The sequence below is a fragment of the Paenibacillus antri genome (genome assembly GCF_005765165.1).
GTDB classification, from domain to species: Bacteria; Bacillota; Bacilli; order Paenibacillales; family YIM-B00363; genus Paenibacillus_AE; species Paenibacillus_AE antri.
Window position 1 is genome coordinate 136,168 of the sequence record NZ_VCIW01000020.1, and the last position, 22,920, is coordinate 159,087.

At 59.2% G+C, this 22,920-nt stretch carries 19 protein-coding genes and 1 riboswitch; of the genes, 4 read left to right on the forward strand and 15 right to left on the reverse strand.

Annotated elements, in window-relative coordinates; genetic code table 11:
• Positions 1–3: 3 nt before the first annotated feature.
• The 5 genes from FE782_RS24860 to FE782_RS24880 all read right to left on the reverse strand — a co-directional run bounded on the left by FE782_RS24860 (position 4) and on the right by FE782_RS24880 (position 7,375).
• Positions 4–1,275, reverse strand: a complete 1,272-nt coding sequence (locus tag FE782_RS24860) for a rhamnogalacturonan lyase family protein (RefSeq protein WP_138197060.1) — start codon at positions 1,273–1,275, stop codon at positions 4–6.
• Positions 1,276–1,352: 77 nt separating this feature from the next.
• Positions 1,353–2,942: an extracellular solute-binding protein gene (locus FE782_RS24865; RefSeq protein WP_138197085.1), complete on the reverse strand. Its 1,590-nt coding sequence runs from the start codon at positions 2,940–2,942 to the stop codon at positions 1,353–1,355.
• A gap of 68 nt (positions 2,943–3,010) precedes the next feature.
• Positions 3,011–3,895 carry a carbohydrate ABC transporter permease gene (locus FE782_RS24870; protein WP_138197061.1) on the reverse strand — a complete coding sequence of 295 codons (885 nt, stop codon included), beginning with the start codon at positions 3,893–3,895 and terminating at the stop codon, positions 3,011–3,013.
• Between the two features lie 22 nt (positions 3,896–3,917).
• Positions 3,918–4,892: an ABC transporter permease gene (locus tag FE782_RS24875; protein WP_138197062.1), complete on the reverse strand. Its 975-nt coding sequence runs from the start codon at positions 4,890–4,892 to the stop codon at positions 3,918–3,920.
• A gap of 155 nt (positions 4,893–5,047) precedes the next feature.
• Positions 5,048–7,375 carry an AraC family transcriptional regulator gene (locus FE782_RS24880; protein WP_138197063.1) on the reverse strand — a complete coding sequence of 776 codons (2,328 nt, stop codon included), beginning with the start codon at positions 7,373–7,375 and terminating at the stop codon, positions 5,048–5,050.
• Between the two features lie 412 nt (positions 7,376–7,787).
• On the opposite strand from FE782_RS24880, the gene arfA reads away from it, so the two are divergent.
• Positions 7,788–9,296, forward strand: coding sequence for an arabinosylfuranosidase ArfA (gene arfA / locus FE782_RS24885; RefSeq protein ID WP_202914601.1), 1,509 nt, complete (start codon positions 7,788–7,790; stop codon positions 9,294–9,296).
• A gap of 234 nt (positions 9,297–9,530) precedes the next feature.
• Entirely contained in the window at positions 9,531–11,255 is a 1,725-nt protein-coding gene (locus tag FE782_RS24890; protein ID WP_138197065.1) for a cellulase family glycosylhydrolase, read from the forward strand.
• 47 nt (positions 11,256–11,302) lie between these two features.
• Here the strand turns inward: FE782_RS24890 and FE782_RS24895 are convergent, their stop codons facing one another.
• From FE782_RS24895 to FE782_RS24905, 3 genes are all read right to left on the reverse strand, one after another.
• Complete coding sequence (locus tag FE782_RS24895) at positions 11,303–12,187, reverse strand: bifunctional 5,10-methylenetetrahydrofolate dehydrogenase/5,10-methenyltetrahydrofolate cyclohydrolase (protein WP_138197066.1); 885 nt, start codon at positions 12,185–12,187, stop codon at positions 11,303–11,305.
• A gap of 57 nt (positions 12,188–12,244) precedes the next feature.
• Positions 12,245–12,323: riboswitch (ZMP/ZTP riboswitch) on the reverse strand.
• A gap of 48 nt (positions 12,324–12,371) precedes the next feature.
• On the reverse strand, positions 12,372–12,863 hold the full coding sequence (locus FE782_RS24900) for a DUF3221 domain-containing protein (RefSeq protein WP_138197067.1): 492 nt from the start codon (positions 12,861–12,863) through the stop codon (positions 12,372–12,374).
• A gap of 77 nt (positions 12,864–12,940) precedes the next feature.
• Positions 12,941–14,224 carry an adenylosuccinate synthase gene (locus tag FE782_RS24905; protein ID WP_138197068.1) on the reverse strand — a complete coding sequence of 428 codons (1,284 nt, stop codon included), beginning with the start codon at positions 14,222–14,224 and terminating at the stop codon, positions 12,941–12,943.
• A 109-nt stretch (positions 14,225–14,333) separates the two neighbouring features.
• On the opposite strand from FE782_RS24905, the gene FE782_RS24910 reads away from it, so the two are divergent.
• Entirely contained in the window at positions 14,334–15,212 is an 879-nt protein-coding gene (locus tag FE782_RS24910) for a LysR family transcriptional regulator (protein ID WP_138197069.1), read from the forward strand.
• A gap of 118 nt (positions 15,213–15,330) precedes the next feature.
• On the forward strand, positions 15,331–16,317 hold the full coding sequence (locus FE782_RS24915) for a glycoside hydrolase family 43 protein (RefSeq protein WP_138197070.1): 987 nt from the start codon (positions 15,331–15,333) through the stop codon (positions 16,315–16,317).
• A 46-nt stretch (positions 16,318–16,363) separates the two neighbouring features.
• Here the strand turns inward: FE782_RS24915 and FE782_RS24920 are convergent, their stop codons facing one another.
• The 7 genes from FE782_RS24920 to FE782_RS24950 all read right to left on the reverse strand — a co-directional run bounded on the left by FE782_RS24920 (position 16,364) and on the right by FE782_RS24950 (position 22,610).
• The gene (locus FE782_RS24920) at positions 16,364–16,762 is read right to left on the reverse strand and encodes a DoxX family protein (protein ID WP_138197071.1); all 399 of its coding nucleotides are present in this window, start codon (positions 16,760–16,762) and stop codon (positions 16,364–16,366) included.
• The gene (locus tag FE782_RS24925) at positions 16,759–18,471 is read right to left on the reverse strand and encodes a proline--tRNA ligase (protein WP_138197072.1); all 1,713 of its coding nucleotides are present in this window, start codon (positions 18,469–18,471) and stop codon (positions 16,759–16,761) included. Before FE782_RS24925 ends, FE782_RS24920 begins: the two co-directional genes overlap by 4 nt.
• Positions 18,472–18,796: 325 nt before the next feature.
• Positions 18,797–19,336 (reverse strand): hypothetical protein, encoded by a 540-nt coding sequence (locus FE782_RS24930; protein ID WP_138197073.1) that lies wholly within the window; start codon positions 19,334–19,336, stop codon positions 18,797–18,799.
• Positions 19,337–19,447: 111 nt separating this feature from the next.
• On the reverse strand, positions 19,448–19,978 hold the full coding sequence (locus tag FE782_RS24935) for a GNAT family N-acetyltransferase (protein WP_138197074.1): 531 nt from the start codon (positions 19,976–19,978) through the stop codon (positions 19,448–19,450).
• Between the two features lie 54 nt (positions 19,979–20,032).
• Positions 20,033–20,818 carry an ABC transporter permease gene (locus FE782_RS24940; RefSeq protein WP_138197075.1) on the reverse strand — a complete coding sequence of 262 codons (786 nt, stop codon included), beginning with the start codon at positions 20,816–20,818 and terminating at the stop codon, positions 20,033–20,035.
• Positions 20,819–20,823: 5 nt separating this feature from the next.
• Positions 20,824–21,627, reverse strand: coding sequence for an ABC transporter permease (locus FE782_RS24945; RefSeq protein ID WP_138197076.1), 804 nt, complete (start codon positions 21,625–21,627; stop codon positions 20,824–20,826).
• Positions 21,624–22,610: an ABC transporter ATP-binding protein gene (locus tag FE782_RS24950; RefSeq protein ID WP_338016916.1), complete on the reverse strand. Its 987-nt coding sequence runs from the start codon at positions 22,608–22,610 to the stop codon at positions 21,624–21,626. The genes FE782_RS24945 and FE782_RS24950 overlap by 4 nt, the downstream gene beginning before the upstream one ends.
• Between the last annotated feature and the right edge of the window lie 310 nt (positions 22,611–22,920).

Genomic DNA, 22,920 nt, shown 5'->3' on the forward strand with positions numbered 1-22,920 from the left:
CTCCTACCGATATTCTCCGCCGGGATACAGCGTGGAGCTGTACAGCCGCTTCGGCTGAGGCAGCGGCACTCCGGGCCGCGCCGGAATCAGCTCGCTCGCCCGGCTGCCGAAAATCGACACCGTCGACGCGTCGTAAATCAGTACCTGCTCCCGGCCCGACCCGATCAAATCCGCATGCGCGGCGTAGCCGTCGACCGGGAACGACGCGACAGCGTTCATATGCCCGTCGTACAGCGTCGGATAGACGCCGCCCCCGCGCCGGTACGCCAAAATATAATCGAGCGGTCCGTCGTCCCAATGGCGGAGCGTCTCGACGATCGTCAGCCAGCCGCTCGTCCGCCGGTCCTCCTTCCATAGCTCCCGCCCCTGCGAGTCTAGAAGAAACATCCCGTCCTTCCCGCTTTCCGTCCATCGGCCGCCGGTATCCCCGCGGCGGATCCGGTCGAGGCCAGCGACCTGCAGCCCCGGTACATCGTCCCGGAACTTGCCTAACGCGACATGCTGAGATTCGATCGATCCGTCGTACCGCCACAGCTCTCTCCCGCGCCGGTCGTACATGACGGTTACGCTGCCGCCGATGACGATCTCCTCCTCGCCGCGCGGGTCGCCGTCGACGTCCCCGACCCAGATGCAATCCGCATGATCGTCGAGATCGCGGGCGGACCAAAGCTTCGTCCCGTCATGATCCAGCAAATCGTAGCCGGCCATCACCTCGTCGCGCCCGTCTCCGTCGAAATCGTATACCCACGGGTAATGTCCCGGATTGCCCTCATGCTTCCACAGCAATCGAAAATCGCGATCGAGCGCCCATAACGTGCGGTATCGATCCTTCAGGATGACGTCCCGCGCCTGCGGCCCGCCCGTCAGGTTCGCGATGACGATGCAATCGTGAGCGTGCGGCCCCGGCAGGTCGAACGAACGCTTCGTCTCCCCGGTGCGTCCGTCCAAGACGAGGAACCGCTTGTTCATGACGCACGCTACTTCGTTGCGGCCGTCTCCGTCGATATCGTAAATTTGCGCCGGATAATCCGATCCGGGCCCCCCGCAATCGGGATCGGGCGTGCCGACCTGCCACAGCAGTCGTCCGTCCAAATCGAAGGCGGTCAAGCACTGCACCTGATGGGGGACGTACCGGTCGTCGATGCCGCCGTCCGGCTGGACCATTACGATCTCCATGCGGCCGTCCCCGTCGAGATCGCCGAGCAGCAGCTTGTTTCGGAGCCCCGCCCGCCGGATGTCGATCGTCTTCAGCAATACGGCTTCCGCTTGAGCCATCCGCGTTCCTCCTCCGATGAAGCAATGGACAGTACGGCGAACGTTCGCGCACTGTCCATTCCCGCTAGAAATTATTATTATTTGGACGCTTTATAGAGCTTATTAATTTCGTCGATGTAATCTTGACCGCCCGTAGACAACCACAGATCTATTGCGGCGTCGAGGCCGGCGTCGTCGATCTGGCCGACGATGTACTGAATGCGCGCGTCGTTGATAATGTTGTCGAGCTGCTGCCCCTTCTGCGCATACACTTCGGAGACGAGCGGCTCCGCCGGGTTGCCGACGATGATCTCCTCGTTCTTCTTCTGCACGTCGGCGATCATTACATTGATGGCCGTCTGCTCGCGCGTCGGAATGACCGGCCCGATATACATCGTCATTTGGTTCAAGCTGAGGCGTTCTTTCTTAAGGCCCGCTTCTTGATCTTCGATCGGGACGACAAACCCGTCGACCATGTTGTAATGACGCCCTTCGATGCCGTTCTCCAGCACCATTTGCATCTCCACGTCGTTCAGCTGGTCGAGGAACGTCAATACGCGCTTCAGTTCTTCCTCGGTTTTCACCGCGCTCTTGGATATGGCAATGACGCCGTTGTAGCCGGACGTCGGCATGTCGCGGTGGCCCTTCGGACCGACCGGCGCCTGGAACACCGCCGTATACGACTCGTCGCGTTTGCCGTATTTTTCCTGCATACTGCCGTCGAGTCGGCGGGCGTTGTCCGCGACATCGACGAATACGCCGACTTCTCCGTTGACGAACGGGTCGTTCCAAACCGCCGAGTCCATGACCGCGAAATCTTCGTTCACGAGCTTCTCGTCATACATCTTCTTGAAAAACTTGAGCGCTTCGCGATATTCCGGCGTCATGTGCGTCGGTACGAGATTGCCGCTCGCATCCTCGCCCCACTTGTTCGGCGCGCCGAACCACACCTGCATAATGTCCCACGGCCCGTGCCATTTCGTAATGACGATGCCGTACGTATCGTCCTTCCCGTTGCCGTCGGGATCGTTCTCGCTGAACGCTTTCATCACGTTGTAGAATTCATCAAGCGTCTTCGGCGCTTCGAGACCGAGATTTTTCATCCAATCGCTATTGAGCGTCATCCCGTTCCGGCCGAGGGTGCGCGCGCGGTAAATGCCGTAGAGTTTGCCGTCGATGCTCGTATTGTTCAACACGACGGGATTCGCCTGGGCAAGATTTTCATAGTCTTTCAGATACGGCCCGATTTCCCAAAACGCGCCGTTACGCGCCGCGTTAATAAAGCTCGGATTTTTCGGATCGGTAACCATGAGCGTGGGCAGCTCGCCCGACGCCAATGTGATGTTCATCTTGTCCGGGTACGAGCTGTTCGGCACGAACTGCATCGTCAGATCCGCGTTCGTGTATTCCTCGATCGTCTTAATAATGATGGAATCGTCATCCGGATACCCTAGGTTTTCCGGATCGAATCCCGGCACCATGAACGAAATTTTCAACGGCTCCTGCTTCGCGGGTTCCTGTTCCGCAGGCGCCTCCGCGCCTTTGTTGTCCGTCGTTTGCTGCGTTTCTCCGCCGGTCGAAGGCGCCGGTTCGCTGCCGCCTCCCGAGTTTCCCGAGCATGCCGCGAGCGCCGTCATGACGGCGGACAGCAGGATTGCGAGCGATGTTCTCGTTGTCCGTGTTTTCATCGACATCTGTCTTACCCTCCTTATATTGGATCGCTTGTTTTATATAGATATCGCCGGTCGGCGACGATCTACCCCTTAATGGAGCCTAGCAGCACGCCCTTGGCGAAATGCTTCTGCAAGAACGGGTACACCATGAGAATCGGAACCGTGCCGACCACGATGACCGCCATCTTCACCGATTGCGCCGGCGGCTCCACGAAATCCGGGTCCAAGTTGTTGATATCGCCGGCCGCCATCTGCGACAGCATGACGATCTCTCGCAGCATGACCTGCAGCGGCCACATCTTATGATCGTTCAAAAACAACAGCGCGGAAAAGAAGTTGTTCCAATGGCCGACGGCGTAAAACAACCCGAACGTAGCGATGATCGGTTTCGACAGCGGAAGCACGATGCGCCATAATACCCCCAGGTCGGTGCAGCCGTCGATGCGAGCCGATTCTTCGAGCCCCGCGGGCAAATTCTGAAAGAAGTTTTTAATGACGATGAGATTGAAAGCGCTGATCGCCCCCGGCAAAATGACCGCCGCATATCGATCCAACAACCCAAGCTCTTTCACGATGAGGTACGATGGAATCATTCCGCCGCTGAACAACATCGTAAAGATGATCATATTCATGAACGCATTGCGTCCGAGCAAATCTCTCCGGGACAACGAGTACGCCATCGTCAGCGTGAACGCGAGGTTCGTTGCCGTACCGAATACCGTAATGATCACGGAGTTGGCCATCGCCCGAAACATCGTATCGGTCGAAAAGATGTACTGATACGCCGAAATCGACGGGTCGCGGGGGAATAAGAAAAATTTCCGTTCCGTCAATTCGACCTCGGTCGCGAACGATCCGGCGATGATGTAAATGAAAGGGAGTACGGTAACGATCGCGAAGAGAGCAAGAAACGTATAATTACATGCGTCGAACGCTTTTTCCCCGAGGGAATCGTGTTTTCGGTTCATGCGCCGGGTTCCTCCCTCCCGTTTATAAAATGCCTTCTTGTCCGAACTTTTTCGCGAGCCAGTTGCTGCCGTAGATCAATACGATGCCGACGAGCGATTTAAATAAGCCGATCGCCGTACTGTAACTGAACGCGCCTTGCGTAATGCCCACGAAGTACACGTACGTATCGAAGACGTCCGCGACGGAACGGTTCAGCGAGTTCGTCATCAGGAAGATTTGTTCGAAGCCGTTATCCAAGAAATTCCCCAGCCTTAAAATCAATAAAATGACGATCGTGCTGCTGATCGCGGGAAGCGTAATATGAATGAGCCGCTGGAATCGGGTGGCTCCGTCCACCACGGCGGCTTCATATTGCTCTACGTCGACCGAAGCGAGCGCCGCAAGGAAGATGATCGTGCCCCATCCGGTTTCCTTCCACATGATTTGCAGAATGATGAGCGGCCGGAACCATTTCGGATCCGACAGGAAGTTCACCTTCTCTCCGGTGACCGCCGCGACGACTTCGTTGACGATCCCTCCGGACGTCGTCAAGAAGACGTACGTCATACTCGCGACGATGACCATGGATACGAAGTGCGGCACGTACACCATCGTTTGCACGAACCGCTTGAAAATCCCCACTCGAATTTCGTTCAACAACAATGCGATGGCGATCGGAGCAGGGAAGAAAAACGCCAGATCGTATACGGCCAAAATGAGCGTGTTGCGCAGCAGCCGAGTAAAATCCGGATTGGCGAAAAAATTACGGAAATGTTCGAAGCCGACCCATTCGCTGCCGGCGACGCCGAGAAACGGCGAGTAATTTTGGAAAGCGATCAAGACGCCCCACATCGGCACATATTTAAAGAGCAAGAAATAGAGCAGTCCCGGCGCAAGCAGCAAATACAACCACTTATCTTTTTTCACCTTCGACAGCCACGGGTTTCGTTTCGCCGCCGTCCGGATCGCGGCCGCGGCTGCGGCGTTGTCGGTCTCGCTGGGCAAGGTCGCGTTCATCGGCTCATCCTTTCTTTTTGTTTCACAGTATCCCGTTATCGGAGATGTACCGGCAAGCCCACATTTTTGCAGAAGAAAAGCCTTGAAGATCAAGGCTTTTCGAGGGCTATGGTACTTTTTTGGCGGGGTGGTATCGTTTTGCCGCCTGCGATTCGTCAGGCCTCCGCCTGCTCCCGGTATTGCCCCGGAGTCACGCCCACTTGCTTTTTGAAAATGCGGTTGAAGTACCGCTGCTGGTATCCGACCTGAAGCGCGATGTCGTTGATCTTCCTGTCGGTTTCGCAAAGCAGCTTCTTCGCCTGCGCGATGCGAAGCTCGGTGACGTAATCGATAAAATTGACCCCTGTCACCTGCTTAAACAGTTTGCTAAGCGTATAGGGACTCGTACCGACCAAGTCGGCGCATCCGTCAAGCGAGATGTCCTCCGCGTAATGGGCGTGGATATAATCGACGGTGTTTTCGACCATCCGCTTCATTTGACTGTTCGCTTTCGCATCCCTTTCTTCAATAAACGGGACGACGACCTTCTCTTTCATCCAATGCAGCATTTTGTCCGGTTCGCGGATCTGCGACAATTGAGCGAACATGTTCTCTCCATGGAACAAGTGGCGCGTACTCGTTCCCGATTGCAAGATCGCGTGCTGAATGGAGCCGAGGAGTTGAAGCATGCTTTGCTGTACATGAATTTCGGTTCCGCGGCCGGATCGGCTTTCTTCCAGGAAAAGAGTGATCAGCCGCTCCGCCTCTTCCCGATTCCCGTTCCGCATCGCATGAATGACGTCCCGCTCCAACGCGAAAGGATACCCGATTTCGTCGGTTCCGGAATCCGTCGGCAGATGCTCCATATCGATCAGCTGATTCTGATTGACGAATTTCCGGTAGCCGGTCGCGCGCTCGACCTCGATAAACATATCCGGAACGTGCCGAATGCCGCCGATTTTACCGCTGATCGTGATCGTGACCTGCATTTTGATAATCCGATTCACAGCCTTCGTAATTTCTTCCCCAAGCGCGTGCAATCGTTCGGAAACCGGGGTGTCCGACGGCGACATCACCAATAAACCGACGGTCAAATCATGAAAATTCACTACGCTGAATTGCTCGAAGCGTTCGGCGGACAGCTCTTCGATAATGTTGGATGCCGCGAACGTAACCAAGCTTTCATCCCCATGCGCGAATCGTTCCGTTAAAACGTCATACCCGGTAAGCTGAATATGCACGATATGGAACACGTGATCGTCTACGTTCCATCCGTAGAGCTTCACTCGTTCCTTCAAATCGTGCTCCGAATAAGAATTCAGATGTCCTTGAAGCAGCTGAAGCAAAAATCCGGCTCTGACGTGAGAGCGTTGTTCATCCAACCGATTCCGCAGCGAAAGGCTTTCGTTCGTTAAATGGTTCCACTGCCTCTCCAAAAATTGAAATTCGTCCACCGCTTGCGGATGGAACGCTCCCGTCTTGTCCCCCGAGAGTCTCTTCATTAACCGTTCGACGGGAGAGTACACCCGCCGGGAGGCAAGCCATGACAAGAGGAGAGCCAGCAGCACGCCGGACGCGCTGATCGTAATGATCATGTTGGACACGGCGACGACGGGCGATGTGATCGACGTCATCGGCGCCGCGGAAATGTAGGTCCAGTCGGAGGAGATGCGCTTCATCGTTCCGTAGGATACGGAATACGTCACCCCGTCCGAGGTGAATAGGAAGGTGCCGGCCGGTTCGTTCCGCCGCATCACTTCGCTCTTGATCGCGCCGCTTATCGCCTTCTCGTCGGAATCGTCCGAAACGATGACGCGACCTTCCTTGTCTAGAAGCAAGGTCAGCCCTTCGTTATACGGCGTCATCGTTTTCAATAAGTTCATGACCTTGTCGCGCTTCAGCGATACGACGATGACGCCGAACGGCGCCGTGCTGTCTCCCGGAATTTTGTGAATCAGCACGATCGGAGCGTTAACTGGCGGCGTAGCGGATGCCGGAGCCGGCAGCCGATTCGTCCAATAAATATTCCGACCCTCTTCGATCAACCGTTCGAAGCCGGAGACGAGGGCATTGTCCTTCAATTCGTAGTACTCCGGCTTAAATAAAACCGGCTTGTCGCGGTCGATAAATAACTGTACTTCTTCAATTAATGGATGCGACCCCTGCAGCATGAAGAGGGTTTTCGTAACGTCCCAAGTCTCTTTGAAGTAATACACGAAGTTGAAATCCTTCAGGTTGGACCCGAATCGCGGATTAAACGCCCAATGCGATATATCCAATTCCACGGAGCTCATTTGATCGTCGATGTTTTGCGCCCGTTCCGCGATTTGCTTTTGGTGAAGCTCGCTGACGCCCTTCTCGATCGATCCGACGGCAAACCAATAAATGCAGCCCCCGATGATCAGCCCCGGGATGCTCGTCGTGAACAAAAACCAAATCAAGCTTTTCCAGTAAAAGGTTCCCTTCTTTCCGGCCATTGCGTATTTTTGGACTCGCTTCAGCAAAAAACGATCACCTGCCAGGAATTAATTTTTAAGAAATCGCTTACAATTCAACGTGTTCGACTGCCATCAATTGTATGTAACAGTATAAACGAAGGATGAGCTCACGCAAATAACGAGTAAGGAATTATGGGACATCCGATGAACGCGTAGTGATCGAGGCTTTTCTCCATTTAGGATCATCATTCGTTTGTCATGTATTTTAGGGATCGCGCGTTTCCCCGGCAATAGTACTTTTTTGCACCGGTTGAAAAACCGGGTGCACTTTATAATGAATTAATAAACACATTAATTAATTGAAAAATACCGCCTATATGATTTCATTATTGCATAAATCCATGAAATATTGTTTAATAATTATAGGTTATTTATTGACTAAATTAATAATTTTATTAATTCATGGAGGCTGCAGATCATGACCAAATCCGCATCAATGATCGTCGACAAAGACTTCGTCATCGGCAAGGTCGACGACCGCTTATACGGCTCGTTCATCGAACACTTGGGGCGCGCCGTATACGGCGGCATCTACGAGCCCGGCCATCCCGAGGCGGACGAGCGAGGCTTCCGCAAGGACGTCTTGAAGCTCGTCCGCGACCTCCGCGTGCCGATCGTCCGTTATCCGGGCGGCAACTTCGTCTCCGGCTACGACTGGAAGGACGGCATCGGCCCGGTCGCGGACCGGCCGAAGCGGCTCGAGCTCGCTTGGCGCACCGTCGAACCGAACTTGTTCGGCCTGAACGAATTCGCGGACTGGTCGAAGGCGGCCGGCTCCGAAGTGATGTGGGCGATCAATCTCGGCACGCAAGGCATCGAGGACGCGCGCAATGTCGTCGAATACGCGAACCATCCGTCCGGCAGCTACTGGAGCGATCTGCGCGTCAGCCACGGCTACCGCGAGCCGCACAAGATCAAGACGTGGTGCCTCGGCAACGAGATGGACGGCCCTTGGCAGATCGGCCACAAGACGGCGCACGAATACGGCCGGCTCGCGCAAGAAGCCGCCAAGGTCATGAAGTGGACCGACCCTACCATCGAATTGGTCGCCTGCGGCAGCTCCGCGCTCGGCATGAAGACGTTCGCCGACTGGGAAGCGACGGTGCTCGACCATACGTACGAGCACGTCGAGTACCTTTCGCTGCATACTTACTACGGCAACGCGGAGAACGACACCCCGACGTTCCTCGCCCGCTCCCTGCAGATGGACGAATTCATCGACAGCGTGACGGCGATCTGCGATTACGTCAAAGCGAAGAAACGCAGCAAGAAGAAGATGTTCCTCTCCTTCGACGAATGGAACGTCTGGTTCCACAGCCACGAATCGGATAAGAAGCTCGAGCCTTGGCAAGTCGCTCCGCCGCAGCTCGAAGACGTATATACGATGGAGGACGCGCTCGTCGTCGGATGCATGCTGATCAGCCTGCTCAAGCATGCGGATCGCGTGAAGATGGCTTGTCTCGCTCAACTCGTGAACGTCATCGCTCCGATCATGACGCAGAACGGCGGTCCCGCTTGGGCCCAGACGATTTACTACCCGTACTTGCACGCCTCCGTGTACGGCCGCGGGCAAGCGCTCGTCCCGCTCGTGCGTTCCGACAAGTACGACACGAAGGATATTACCGACGTTCCTTACCTGGAGAGCGTTGCGGTGCATAACGAGGAGTCGAACGAAGTGACGATCTTCGCCGTCAACCGCCACTTGGAGGAGTCGCTGGCGTTCGAAGCGGATTTGCGCAGCTTCGGGGCGTGCAACCTGATCGAACATCTCGTGTTGGAAAACGACGACCTGAAGGCCGTCAACACGGCGTCCGCCCCCGATAACGTCCGCCCGCACGCGAACGGGAACGCGTCGGTCGACGGCTCCCGCGTCCTCGCGACGCTCGGCAAGGCGTCCTGGAACGTCATCCGCCTCCGGACGAAATAATGCAGCGATCCGCCGACGATTGGTCGGCGGATTTTTTTATCGCACGTACGCATCCTATAATTTCCACATGATTTCACCTCTAATTTTTGGGATTCTGCCCCATTTTCAACTATGTTAGAGTATTTCTTGTTACCGCTTTCTGACAGCGCTTTCCAAAGATGAGAGGAGGGACTTCGCGCGAGTTTCAAAGCTGTCATCATTCTACTTACATCCTAGAGGAGGTACGTGCAACACATGTTATCGACACGGAAGCTTACCGGTATGGCATTGACGTTATCTCTCCTGTTCGGCCTGCTCGCCCCCGCCGCCGGCGCCGGCGCGGCTTCCGAGGAGAAGCGCGACGAGATCGTCGTCCCGAAGAGCGAGATGCAATCGTACGTCGACGCGATGCAGCCCGGGTGGAATCTCGGCAACACGTTCGACGCGACCGGCGAAGACGAGACGTCGTGGGGCAACCCGCGCGTGACGCAAGAGCTCATTCGGCACATCGCCAAGGAAGGCTACAACAGCATTCGCATCCCGATCACGTGGGATCATCGGATGGGCGAAGCTCCGGATTACGCGATCGATCCGGCGTTCATGGACCGCGTCGAGGAAGTCGTCGACTGGTCGCTGGACGCAGGGCTGTACGTCATGATCAACCTGCACCATGATTCTTGGCTCTGGGTGAACGGCATGGGCGCCGACCGCGACACCGTGCTCGCCCGCTTCAACGCCGCGTGGACGCAGATCGCCGAGCGGTTCAAACATCATTCGAACAAGCTGTCGTTCGAAAGCATCAACGAGCCGCGCTTCTCCGATGGCTGGGGCGAAGCCGGCGAGGCGCACTTCGCGATGCTGAACGAGCTGAACGCCTCCTTCCACGACATCGTGCGCGCCTCCGGCGGCAACAACGCCGATCGCCCGCTCGTGCTGCCGACGCTCGAGACGAACGCGAACCAAGATCGGCTCGACGCGCTGGTCGACACGTTCGAAGCGCTCGACGACCCGAACCTGATCGCCACCGTCCACTATTACGGGTTCTGGCCGTTCAGCGTCAACATCGCCGGCTTCACCCGATTCAACGAAGAGACGAAGAACGACGTCGTTCAAACGTTCGATCGTGTCTATACCACGTTCGTGTCCCAAGGCATTCCGGTCGTCTTGGGCGAATACGGTCTGCTTGGCTTCGATAACCATACGGGAACGATCGAGCAAGGCGAAAAGCTGAAGTTTTTCGAGTTTCTGCTTCATTACGTGCAGGAGCGGGGCATTACCCATATGCTGTGGGACAACGGACAGCACCTGAACCGAACCGAGCTGGAATGGAACGACCCGCAGCTGATCGATATGCTGAAAGCCAGCTGGAAGGCGCGTTCCGCGACCGCGGAAACCGATTTGATCTTCGTGCGTAAAGGCGAGGAGACGCAGGATGCCGTCATCGCGTTCGACTTGAACGACAGACGATTGGTCGGTCTTCGTCACGACGGAAAGCAGCTGCGCCGAGGCGAGGATTACGCGTTCGACGGCAATGCGTTGACGGTGAAGGCCGCCTTGCTGTCGGAGCTGACCGCGTCGGGGGAATACGGGGAACGCGCGGAGTTGGCCGCGGACTTCAACCGCGGCGCGGATTGGACGTTCGACGTCATCGTCTTCGATTCGCCGGTTCTTGAGGACGCGACGGGCACGACGGAGTCGTTCTCGATCCCGACCGCGTTCCATGGCGATCGCTTGGCGACGATGGAAGCCGTATACGCGGCGGGAGGCAACGCCGGCCCGCAAAACTGGACGTCGTTCAAGGAATTCGCGTACGCGTTCTCGCCGTCGTACGACGCGAACGAGATCAAGCTGACGCCGAACTTCTTCAAGGAAGTGAACGACGGCGAAGTGCTGCTGACGTTCCATTTCTGGAGCGGGGAGAAGGTCGCGTACACGATAACGAAAGCCGGCGAATCCGTAACGGGGAACGCGGCGGAATGAGCCGAAGGGGACTGTCTCATCCGGAGACGGTCCCCACTTTTTTGCGCTCATATGATCTTATAATGCGGTTCGATTTTCGTTCGATTTTCGTTCGCTCGCTTCTCCGCCGCGTCTACGGTGTGCTTCAGCAGCGTCGCGATCGTGACCGGACCGACGCCCGCCGGAACGGGGGTGATCGCCGAGGCGTTCGAAAGGCACGCGTCGAAGTCGACGTCGCCGACGTTGCCCGGATTGTAGCCGGCATCGAGGACGACTGCGCCGGGCTTGATCCAATCGCCTTGCACGAACTTCGGCTTGCCGACCGCCGCGACGACGATGTCCCCGGCGCCGACGACGTCCGGAAGCCGCTCCGTCTTGGAGTGGCAGATCGTCACGGTAGCGTTCCGATTCAGCAGCATGACGGACACCGGCTTCCCGAGGATCGGACTTCTTCCGATGACGACGGCGTGCTTCCCCTCTATGGGTAGGTTGTAATAATCCAGAATCGACACGATCGCCGCCGGCGTGCAGGACGGGAAGTCCGCGAAGCCGAACGCATTCCTCGCGAAGCCGAGCGTCGTCACGCCGTCGACGTCCTTCTCGATCGCGATCGCTTCGAACGCCGCTCGCTCGTCGATGCCATGCGGTACAGGGTGCTGAAGCAGAATGCCGTGAACCGCCGGGTCGTCGTTCAAGCGGCGGATGACGTCGACGAGCTCTTCCGTCGTCGTCGCCTCCGGCAGGTCGACGCGGACGGAATCGATTCCCAGCCTCCTGCATGCATTGCCCTTCATCTTCACATACGTCGCCGACGACGGATCGTCTCCGACCAGAATCGTCGCGAGCCGCGGCACGACGCCGCGCTCCGCAAGCGCCCCGATCCGCGCCGCCAGCTTCTCCTTGATGGCCGCAGCCACCGCGTTCCCGTCCAAGATCAACGGTTGTTCTCTCATTCGATCCCATCCCTTCGAAGGTGTAAGAAAACAGAAAGAGGCAAGGGGTTTCCCCCTTACCTCTGCCCAGGCGTTCGGCCGTTGTCGCCATGCGCTCCCCCGTGGTATCCACGTTACGCCAGTTACGCATGCCCTTAAGTTTCCTATATTATAGTTCGAGATTCCCGCCGAAGCAACGACCGTTTTATTCCGGTGCGTCCTTCACCCGTTCGACCTTCTCCGCGTCTTCGACTCCGATCGTGACGCTCCATTGATCGAGCGCCGCGTCGTACTCGGCTTGGCGAACGACCGGGACCGCCGCGGATTCGTAAGCCCGCAGCGCTTCCCGCACCGCGTCCGCCTCCGATAAATCCGCGCCGGACGGCTTCGGGCTGAGGACGATCGTCGCGCGATCGGCTTTCGCCCGCGCCGGGTACGATTCTTGCGATTCGCCGTACCACACCTGCACCCTCTGACCGACCTTCGCCTTCCTCGGCGCCGAGGAAAACCAGATCGCCGAGCGATCCGCCGCGACGACCAACATACGATCGTCCTGCTTCTTCACGACATACCCTTCGATCCCTGGAGGCGGCCCGACGGCTCGATCCTCGAACGTCCCCCGGCACCCCGCGATCGTCGCGGCCGACAACAACGACAGCGCCAAAATCCAAACCGACGTACGGCGAAACGCGCTCATCCCATCCCTCTTTCCAAGGCTACCGATATACCCCTAGACGATCTTTTCGGGAAAAGGGTTGCGTTCCGCTCGAAGGTTTACCGCCGCCGAATGAGTTGTTCCCGCCGGGGACCGACGGATACGTACGAAACCGGAACGCCGATCGACGACTCGACGAATTCGACGTACCGCCTTGCCGCGGGCGGAAGCGCCTCGAACGTTCGGCAGTCTGCGATGTCGCAAAGCCAACCGTCGAGCGTCTCGAGCACCGGAGCGGCCTTCTCCAACGCTCCGGTCGTCGGGAAGCGCCCGACGACGCGGCCGTCTTCCAGGCGATACGCCGTGCATACCGGGAGGCGGTCCAAGTACCCGAGCACGTCGAGGTTCGTCAGCGCGACCTCGGTCGCCCCTTGCAGCCGGCATCCGTACCGCGTCGCGACGGCGTCGAACCAGCCGACGCGCCTCGGGCGGCCCGTCACCGCCCCGTATTCCCCCGCGTCGCCGCCGCGGCGGCGGAGCTCCTCGGCGGCGGAGCCGCTCAGCTCGGTCGCGAACGGGCCGGCGCCGACGCAGCTCGAGTATGCCTTCGTAACGGCGAGTACGTTCGCGATGCTTCCCGCCGGCAGCCCCGCTCCGACGGACGCGAAGCCGGCCAGCGGCGAGGACGACGTCGAGTACGGGTAGATGCCGTGGTCCGGGTCGCGCAAGGCGCCGAGTTGTCCCTCGAGCAGGACGGACTCGCCGCGCCGAACCGCTTCGTAAAGCAGCTCGCTCGCGTCGCAGACGTAGGGCCTCAGCCGCTCCGCCTGCGCGAGCAGCGCGTCCGCCGCGTCGTCCGCGCGGAGCGGCTCGCGCCCGTAGAGATGGCGAAACAGCACGTTCTTCGACTCGAGCTGCCGCTCGATACGGCTCCGGAGCCGCGGCTCGTCGAAGAGATCGGCCGCCTGCACGCCGATCTTCGCGTACTTGTCCGCGTAGAACGGCGCGATGCCCCGCTTCGTGGAGCCGAAGCTCCCTTCGCCAAGCCGCCCCTCCTCCAGCTCGTCAAGCAACCGGTGCGCCGGCAGCACGAGCTGCGCTCGGTCCGACACGCGCAGCCGCGGCGCCGGGACGCCCCGCTCCTCCAGCATGCTAAGCTCCTGCAGCAGCACCTCGACGTCCAGCGCCGTCCCCGGCCCGATCACGTTCGTCGCGTTCGGATGAAATACGCCGGACGGCAGCAGACGCAGCGCGAACTTCCCATGCCGGTTCAGTATCGTATGACCCGCGTTGCTGCCGCCTTGAAACCGTACGACGTAAGACGCACCTTCCGCCAGTACGTCCGTCATCTTCCCCTTGCCTTCGTCACCCCAATTGGCGCCTACGATCGCCGTAACCGTCATTTCTTCCGCCTCCCGCTCTTGCGTCTTCCTACGGGGATGATTATAATCCCTGTTATAGCATTAGAAAAATTGATATATCTAATATCAGCCATAAACAGGGGTAATGTCAGTGGAAGTCAACTTAGAGTGGTACCGCGTATTTTACGAAGCGGCGAAGACAGGAAGTCTGACGGGCGCCGCGGAGCGGCTGCACATTACGCAGCCGGCGGTCAGCCATACGCTGAAGCAGCTCGAGGCGACGCTCGGCGCGGCGCTGTTCTTTCGCACGACGAAAGGCGTGCGGCTGACGGCGGAAGGCGAAGCGCTATTCGGGTACGTCCAACAAGCGCTCGGCATGGTGGAAGCCGGGGAGAGAACCGTCGCGGACATGCGTCAGCTGACGCGGGGAGAAGTGCATATCGGCGCCAGCGATACGCTGTGCAAGCATTACTTGCTGCCGTATTTGGAGAAATTTCACCGGGATTACCCGGAGATCCGCATTCACGTCACGAACCGGACGACGCCGGAGACGATCGCGCTTCTGAAGGAAGGCGCGATCGACTTCGGCATCGTGAATATGCCCGCGGCGGATCCGAAGGTCGACTTCCGCGGCAGCGCGCCGATTCAGGACATCCTCGTCGGCCGACCGGACGACGACGCGGTCGCGCAAGCTCCGCTGTCGTTGGAGCGGCTTGCGTCGTATCCGCTGCTGATGCTCGAGTCCGGCGGCAGCACGCGGCGGTTCCTCGACGACTTCGCGCTTCGGCGCGGGGTTCGCCTTCGGCCGGATTTCGAGCTCGGCAGCATCGACTTGCTCGCCCAATTCGCAAGCGGCGGCTTCGGGCTCGCCTTCGTTCCCAGGCAGTACGTCGAGGCGGAGCTCCGGGACGGACGGCTCGTCGAGATCGCGATCGACCCGCCGCTCCCCGAACGTCGCGTCGGCATCGCCACGCTCCGCGGAGTTCCGCCTTCGACCGCGGCGAAGCGATTGCTGGGGCTGCTCCCGTAACCCCTCGGGCGCTTCATTTGTCCAACTCCACGGCGGCTTAGTCCATGTACGCGCTTCCGCCGTTGTGATACCTTGACATAAGGTTCAATTCAATTCAGCGCCGAGAGGAGCGAATCGTATGGCAGAGCGAACGAAACCGACGAACGAACCGTTAGTGACGCATATCTACACGGCCGATCCGTCGGCTCACGTTTTCGAAGGAAAACTATACATCTATCCGTCCCACGATCTGGACTACGAAGCGGAGTCGAACGATAACGGCGACCAATACGCGATGGAGGACTATCATGTTCTCTCGATGGACGATCCCGCCTCGTCGAAGGCGGTCGACCACGGCGAAGCGCTTCACCTCCGGGACATCCCATGGGCCAAGAAGCAGCTGTGGGCGCCGGACGCCGCTTACAAGAACGGAACGTATTACTTGTTCTTCCCGGCGAAAGATCATGACGATATTTTCCGTCTCGGGGTCGCGACGAGCGCAAGCCCTGCCGGTCCGTTCGCGCCGCAGCCGAGCTACATTCCGGGCAGCTACAGCATCGACCCGGCCGTATGGATCGACGACGACGGAGCGGCGTACGTCTACTTCGGCGGCCTCTGGGGCGGGCAGCTGGAGAAGTGGCAGACGGGCGAGTTCCGGCCCGATGCGACGGGCCCGTCCGGGTCCGAGCCGGCGCTCGGACCGAGGGTCGCCCGCCTGACGGACGATATGCTCGCCTTCGAAGGGACGCCGAAGGAAATCTCGATCGTCGACGAGGACGGACGGCCGATCCAAGCCGGCGACGAGGATCGAAGATACTTCGAAGGGCCGTGGATGCACAAATATAACGGCAAGTATTATTTGTCTTATTCGACGGGCACGACCCATAAGCTCGTATACGCGGTCGGCGACGACCCGCAGGGCCCCTTCACGTTCAAGGGCACGATCCTCACGCCCGTCATCGGCTGGACGACGCATCATTCGATCGTCGAATATAAGGGCAAATGGTATTTGTTTTACCACGACTCGTCGCTCTCCGGCGGCGTCAACCACAAGCGCTGCGTGAAGTGCACCGAGCTGTTCTATAACGAGGACGGCACGATTCGGACGATCGAGCCGTACGAGTAAAGATACGCAGCCGACCCCGCCATGGGGTCGGCTGCGTATTTTCGTCTTATTTCGTTCTTGCAACGCCGGACCGCCCGGCCCCCAGGCGACCGAAGCCTCCGAGCTTCGCCGGCAAGAACAACGCCAGGAGTACCAAATACAACAACTGCATGACGACGTCCGCTCCCAACCCGGCAATGAGCGTCGCCGCCACCGCCCCGATCATGACGATTGTCAATACCGCCGCCGAGAAAGCCGCGATCTCGCGCTTCCAGAACCCGACGATCAGCGCCAACGCCGCGATCGTCTCTATCGCCCCTACGACGTACATAAAGCCCGCTCCCAGTCCCATCGTCTCCGTGAACATCGCCCGGATCTGCTCGGCGCTCGAGAACAGCTTGCTTGAACCCGCCATCAGAAAACCCGCGACCAACAACGCTTGAACAACGCCGATCGCCCGTTTCATCCTTTACTCGTCCCATTCCCGATCAATCGCGCGAGCGCTTCGTCCTTCGGGACGACCGTCCGCTCCCCGGTCGCTCGATCGACCCATTCGACGTTCCCCTCCGCCGCATGCTTGCCGACGACGATGCGCACCGGGACGCCGATCAGTTCGGAGTCGGCGAATTTCACGCCGGCGCGCTCGTCTCGGTCGTCCAGCAGCGCTTCCACGCCGTGCCGAAGCAGCGTCGCATACATCGCCTCCGCCAACGATCGCTGCGTCTCGTCGCGCAAGGCGACCGGCACGAGGTGCACCCGGAACGGCGCGATCGACGCCGGCCACGCCAACCCTCGCTCGTCGCGATGCTGCTCGGCGACGGCCGCCAACAGCCTCGACACCCCGATGCCGTAGCAGCCCATAATAACGGGGACTTCCTTGCCGTCCGCATCGTTCGCGACCGCGCCCCCGGAGACGCTGTATTTCGTTCCGAGCTTAAACACATGGCCGACTTCGATCCCTCGGTGGTACCGGAGCTCGCCTTCGCCGCAATGCGGGCAGATTTCCCCTTCCGCCGCGTTGCGGAAGTCGCCGGTGCGTTCGACGGGGAAATCCCGGCCCGGGACGACTCCGATCCAGTGCATGTCCGCTTCGTTGCCGCCGACGACGCCGCTCGGCATTCGCGCGACGGCCTCGTCGACGATTACCGGGATCGATAACCCGACGGGACCGGCGAAGCCGACCGGCGCCCCCGTGACGGCCTCGACCGTCGCCGCGTCCGCCAGCTCCAGCCGCTCGACGCCGAGCGAGCGCTTCAGCTTGATTTCGTTCACTTCGTGGTCGCCGCGTACGAGCACGGCCGTCGGCGCGCCGTCCGCCGCATAGACGAGCGTCTTGATCAGGCGGCTCGGTTCCGCGTCCAGAAACCGCGACAGCTGCTCGATCGTTCGCGCGTTCGGCGTTCGCAGCTTCTCCAGCGTCGTCTCCCCGGCGGCGCCGGCCGGCTGCCGATCCGTACCGGACGCCGCCCGCTCCACGTTCGCCGCTTGCTCGCAATGGGTGCACGCGACGATCGTATCCTCGCCGATATCGGCGAGCGCCATGAACTCGTGCGAGCCGCCCTCCCCGCCGATCGCGCCGGCATCGGCTTCCACCGCGCGAAACCGTAGGCCGCATCGTTCGAAAATACGTAAGTATGCATCGTACATGCCGCGGTACGACGCGTCCAACCCTTCCCAGGACATGTCGAACGAATAAGCGTCCTTCATTAAGAACTCCCTGCCGCGAAGCAATCCGAACCGGGGACGCCGTTCGTCGCGGTACTTCGTCTGCACCTGATACACCGTAACCGGCAGTCTGCGGTAGGAGCTGATCTCGTTCCGGAACAGCTCGGTGACGACCTCCTCGTGCGTAGGACCGAGCGCGAACTCGCGTTGATGCCGGTCCTTCAAACGGATCAGCTCGGGACCGTACACGTCGTACCGACCGGACGCCTTCCACAGCTCCGCCGGTTGCAGCGCGGGCATCAGCAGCTCCTGCGCCCCCGCGCGATCCATCTCCTCGCGAACGATTCGTTCCAGCTTCCTCAGCACCCGCAGACCGAGCGGCAAGTACGAATACACGCCCGCCGCGAGCTGCCGAATATAACCCGCGCGAAGCAGCCACCTGTGGCTCGCCGTATCCGCATCGGCCGGCGATTCGCGCAGCGTACTGGAAAACAATGTCGATTGCCTCATCGCTCTCCCCCTCCTTCATGATGAAAAAAAACAAAAAGACGCATTCGTTCAGGGACGAATGCGTCGCGGTACCACCCTAATTCCATCGCCGAGAGGCGATGCTCGTGACGATAACGGTCGGCGCCGGCAGCGGATACTCGCACTTCCCCGCTGCAGCTCGCAAGGCGGGAAGCTTCCTTCGGCGAGAGACCTTGCAGCCGGGGGTCTCTTCTCTGCATCGCCGTTCCAGGAATCTTATGTCCTTGGTCGAGGCTGTTGATGATTTCAATGATTGGAAATCAATTTACAACATAACGGGACCGCGGTCAAGCGCATCGATGTTCGGTTATTTCTTTTTCCAGACGGATGCGTATTTCTTTCGGTATTTCGGGTCCTCCTCGAGCCCGATCAGCTCGAGCGCGAGCGATTTCACGGCTTCGTCCGGGTCCGCGTCGTACAGCTTCCCCAGACTCTCGACGATGTCATACCGAATCAACGTGCCGTTCTTCTCGCCCGCGCATTCGCGGAACCGGCCGGCAAGGCCTTCCATGACCATCCGCTTCCGTTCCGGTCCGACTAATGCGATCTTCCACATCGACAGCAGGCAATGCCTCGCCGTAACGAAGCGCTCGTCCTTCGTCGCCTCCAGCAGCTCGGGGAAGACGGCCTCGATGCGGCCTTCGGGATCGCTCTTCGCGAGATTGGACAGCAATTGCGAAGCGTGCGAACGCCGGCGGTTATCCTTGTGCGTCAAATCACTTGCCAGCCGATCCCACGCGTCGTACGACCACTCGACAGGCTCCTCCGACAGCCGGTTCAGCTCGTGGAACGCTTCGCTCGCGGCGTCTCGGTCAGGCGAAAACAGTTGTTCGATCAATGCTTGCACGCGCGATTGTCCCCCTAAGAAATGCTTTAGATCCACTATATGAAAACGAGATAAGAATTGTCAACCATATAGTTGAATGTTGAAGATTACATCGCTTGCGGCTCGTTCCCGCTATAATTCAATCACCATATGGATGTCGTGAGGCTCCTTCTCGAACAGCTCAGGATCGACCTCGGGCGTCGGCTCGCCGCCGTTCTTGCGGTAAAAGCTTACCGCCGACTCCGTCTCCGTCGAGGAGACGTACAGCTGCTTCGCCCCGAGGTCCGCGGCGACGGCAGACAGCTCGCGCAGCAGGCGCGTACCGATCCCCCGCCTCCGATGGCTTCTCGACACATACATAAGATCGACGGCGAGCCGGTCCCGGCGGTCGCCGCGGAAGGCGCCCGACAGGACGCCGAAGCCGACGAGCCGACCGTCCTCGAAGCAGCCGACGGCCGTCCCGCCGGCGGACAGCTCCTTCCGGAAGCGGTCGATCATCTCGCGCGTCTGCTTATCGTCCCAAGCCGGGCTTTCGATATGAACCTCTTCCGCGGTCAAGCTGCCTTCGGTCATCGCATATAGGCGCTCGATCGTCTCGGAACGGTCGATCTCCGCGACCCGGACCGCGTCCTCCGGCTTCAGTTCTCTGTAACGAAGCTTCATGCGGAAGTCCCTCACTCTATTCGAACATGCTTTCGTTTGAGTATACCTCTACTCCTACGACCCCGTCGAGCGGTACCGTCGAACGCCGAAGCGCCAGACGAGAAGGCAGGGGAGCAGAAACAATGCGCCGCCGAGCGGCATGAGAACGTACAGCGCATCGGGACCGCCCGGCGGACGGCCAAGAATGTAAAGCAACGGCAAGTAGCTCACCAAGCCGAAAGGAATGACGAATGTGAACAAACCGGTCACCCACTTCTCGTATATGGTCAGCGGGTATTTCGACATCTCTCGACCGCCGTCCGTGAACACGTTGACCGTCTCCAATCCCTGTACCGTCCAGAAGCTTAAGGTCGCGCCAAGGATGAAGATTCCTGTGAAAACGAACGCCCCGCCCGCCACCATCAAGGCGAGCGTCGCCGCCTTCGCGGCCGTCCATTCCACGTTCGACCCGTATACTGCCCATGCGAGGACCGCCGCGCCCTGCAGCATCCGACCGAATCGGCTGAAATCGAATTTCGAGCCGAGCACCTGAAGGGCCGCGCTCCGCGGGCGGACGAGCAGGCGGTCGAACTCGCCGGTGACGACGAGCGACGAGAACGCGTCGAAGCCTCGGGCGAAAAATTCGCTCAGCGCGAACGACAGATGCACGACGCCGAAGCACATCGCGACTTCGAAGAACCCCCACCCTTGCAGCTGTCCGAACCGCTCGAACATGAGGTAGAGCCCGGCGAACACAGTGAACGGGACGAGAAACTGTCCGAGCGTGAGCAGCCAGAAGGACGCGCGATACTGCATCTGCGACTTGAAGTGAATCGCCATGTACTTGAAATACAATCTCATCGGCCTCAACCTCCTTGCACGACGACGTTCTTCAGCGCCCGTCGCATCAGCCCGCGTCCGACCAGCGCGAGCGCGGCGAGCCAGAGCAGCTGGATCGGAATGCCTTGCAGCGCCTCTATCGTCCCGATCTGTCCGGAGTAGACGCGGAACGGAAAGTCCGTCGTCCAGCGGAAGGGCAGCAGGTTCACGACGGACTGCAGCCATTCGGGCATGAGCGGCACGGGGATGATCATACCCGCCAGAAACTCGCCCGCGACCGCGACGATTAAGATCGACCCGACCGGCGAGAGCGTCCAGAATACCGAGACGTAGATCAGCATCGAAATCGCAACCACGACCATCAGGCCGAGGCACAGCGAGACGAGGAACAAGGCGAACGCGGTCCAGGTCGGCGGCACGCTCATCCGGTACGGCTCGGGCAGCAGGAAGATCAGAAGCAGCAGCGGAAGGCAGCGCAGCGTGACGCTCGACAGCCGCGTCGCCAGCAGCTTCGCGTACCAGAACCGATAGATGCTGCAGGGCCGGCACAATTCGTAAGCGATGTTCCCGCTCGTAATGAGATGGAAGATGTCATTGTCCCGAAACCATAAGGCGATGAAGCCGAGGAACATCTGCTGCAGCCAGATATAGCAGACGAGATCGTCGAGCGGCAGCGGCGGTTCGACGGCGCTGTGCTCGTAGAAAGCTATGTATGCCATGATGAAAATGAAGCCGAAAAAAATTTGGGTCGCGATGCCCGCGAGCGCGGCCGCCCGATATTGCAGGCCGGTGACGAAGCGCAGCTTTAAGACGGAAACATAGGCGTTCATATCCGATGCTCCCGGTACAGCTGCACGACGATTTCGTCGATCGGCTTCGCGTCGACGGCGACGTCCACCAGGTCCACATGCTCCGAGAGCGCGGTCACGACGCTCGCCATGCTGACCTTTTCGCTGTCGTAACTGTACACCGCCCGCTCGGAAGACCAGGACAGCCGCTCCGCCCCCGGCACGTCGACCGGCGCGTCGTGCTCGCGGAAGTCCGCCGTAAGCGTGCGATACGTACCGAACCGGCCGCGAAGAGCGCGCAGCGAGCCGTCATACAGCAGCGTGCCTTTGCCGATCATCAGGATCCGATCCGCCAGCGCCTCGATATCGCTCATGTCGTGCGTCGTCAGGATGACCGTCACGCCGCGCTCCTGATTCAACGTCTTGATGAACTGCCGCACGGCAAGCTTGCTGACGGCGTCCAGACCGATCGTCGGTTCGTCCAGAAACAAGATCTTGGGGCTGTGGAGCAGCGAAGCCGCGATCTCGCATCGCATCCGCTGGCCGAGGCTGAGTTGACGGACGGGGGTGTGAAGGATGTCGCCTAACTGGAGCGCTTCTGTGAGCGAAGACACATTTTCCCGGTAGCGGTTCTCTTGAATCTTATAAATGTCCCGCAGCAAATCGAACGAATCGACGACGGGCACGTCCCACCACAACTGCGAGCGTTGGCCGAAGACGACGCCGATGTTGCGCACGTACGCCGCTCGCTCCTTCCAAGGCGTGTATCCCATGACGTTGCAGGCGCCGGCGTCGGGCACCATGATGCCGCTCATGACCTTGATCGTCGTCGACTTCCCGGCGCCGTTCGGTCCGATGTAGCCGACGATTTCCCCTTCCCCTATCGAAAAGGATATGTCCCGCAGCGCCTCCACCCGCGCATACTCCCTTGCGAACAGCGCCCTGACCGCTTCCTTGAACCCTGCGGCGCGCCTCGCCACTTTGAACGACTTTCCGATCCCGTTCAGCGATATAATCGGTTCCAATCCCTTGCCTCCTTCGGTCCATGTCTGTGGATTGCTTAAAAAATATAGCCGAACGGGCAAAAAAAATATAGACTTATAAATTCCGCCGGGTTATAATACTATTATAGAGGCCGAGGGTACTCTAGTTTAGTTAAGAACTGTCAAAAATCGGAATGCGATAAAACAATGTCGCTTTTTTTTTATTTTTGTTGCGTTAAGAGGAGCTCCCGGTTGCGGGAAAGCACTGAAAAAGTCGTGGTTTTGTTGCCCTGAGCAACAGAATCACGACTTTTTCCCGTAGGGTAACGAATAAGGGGATGGAGTAGGAGCC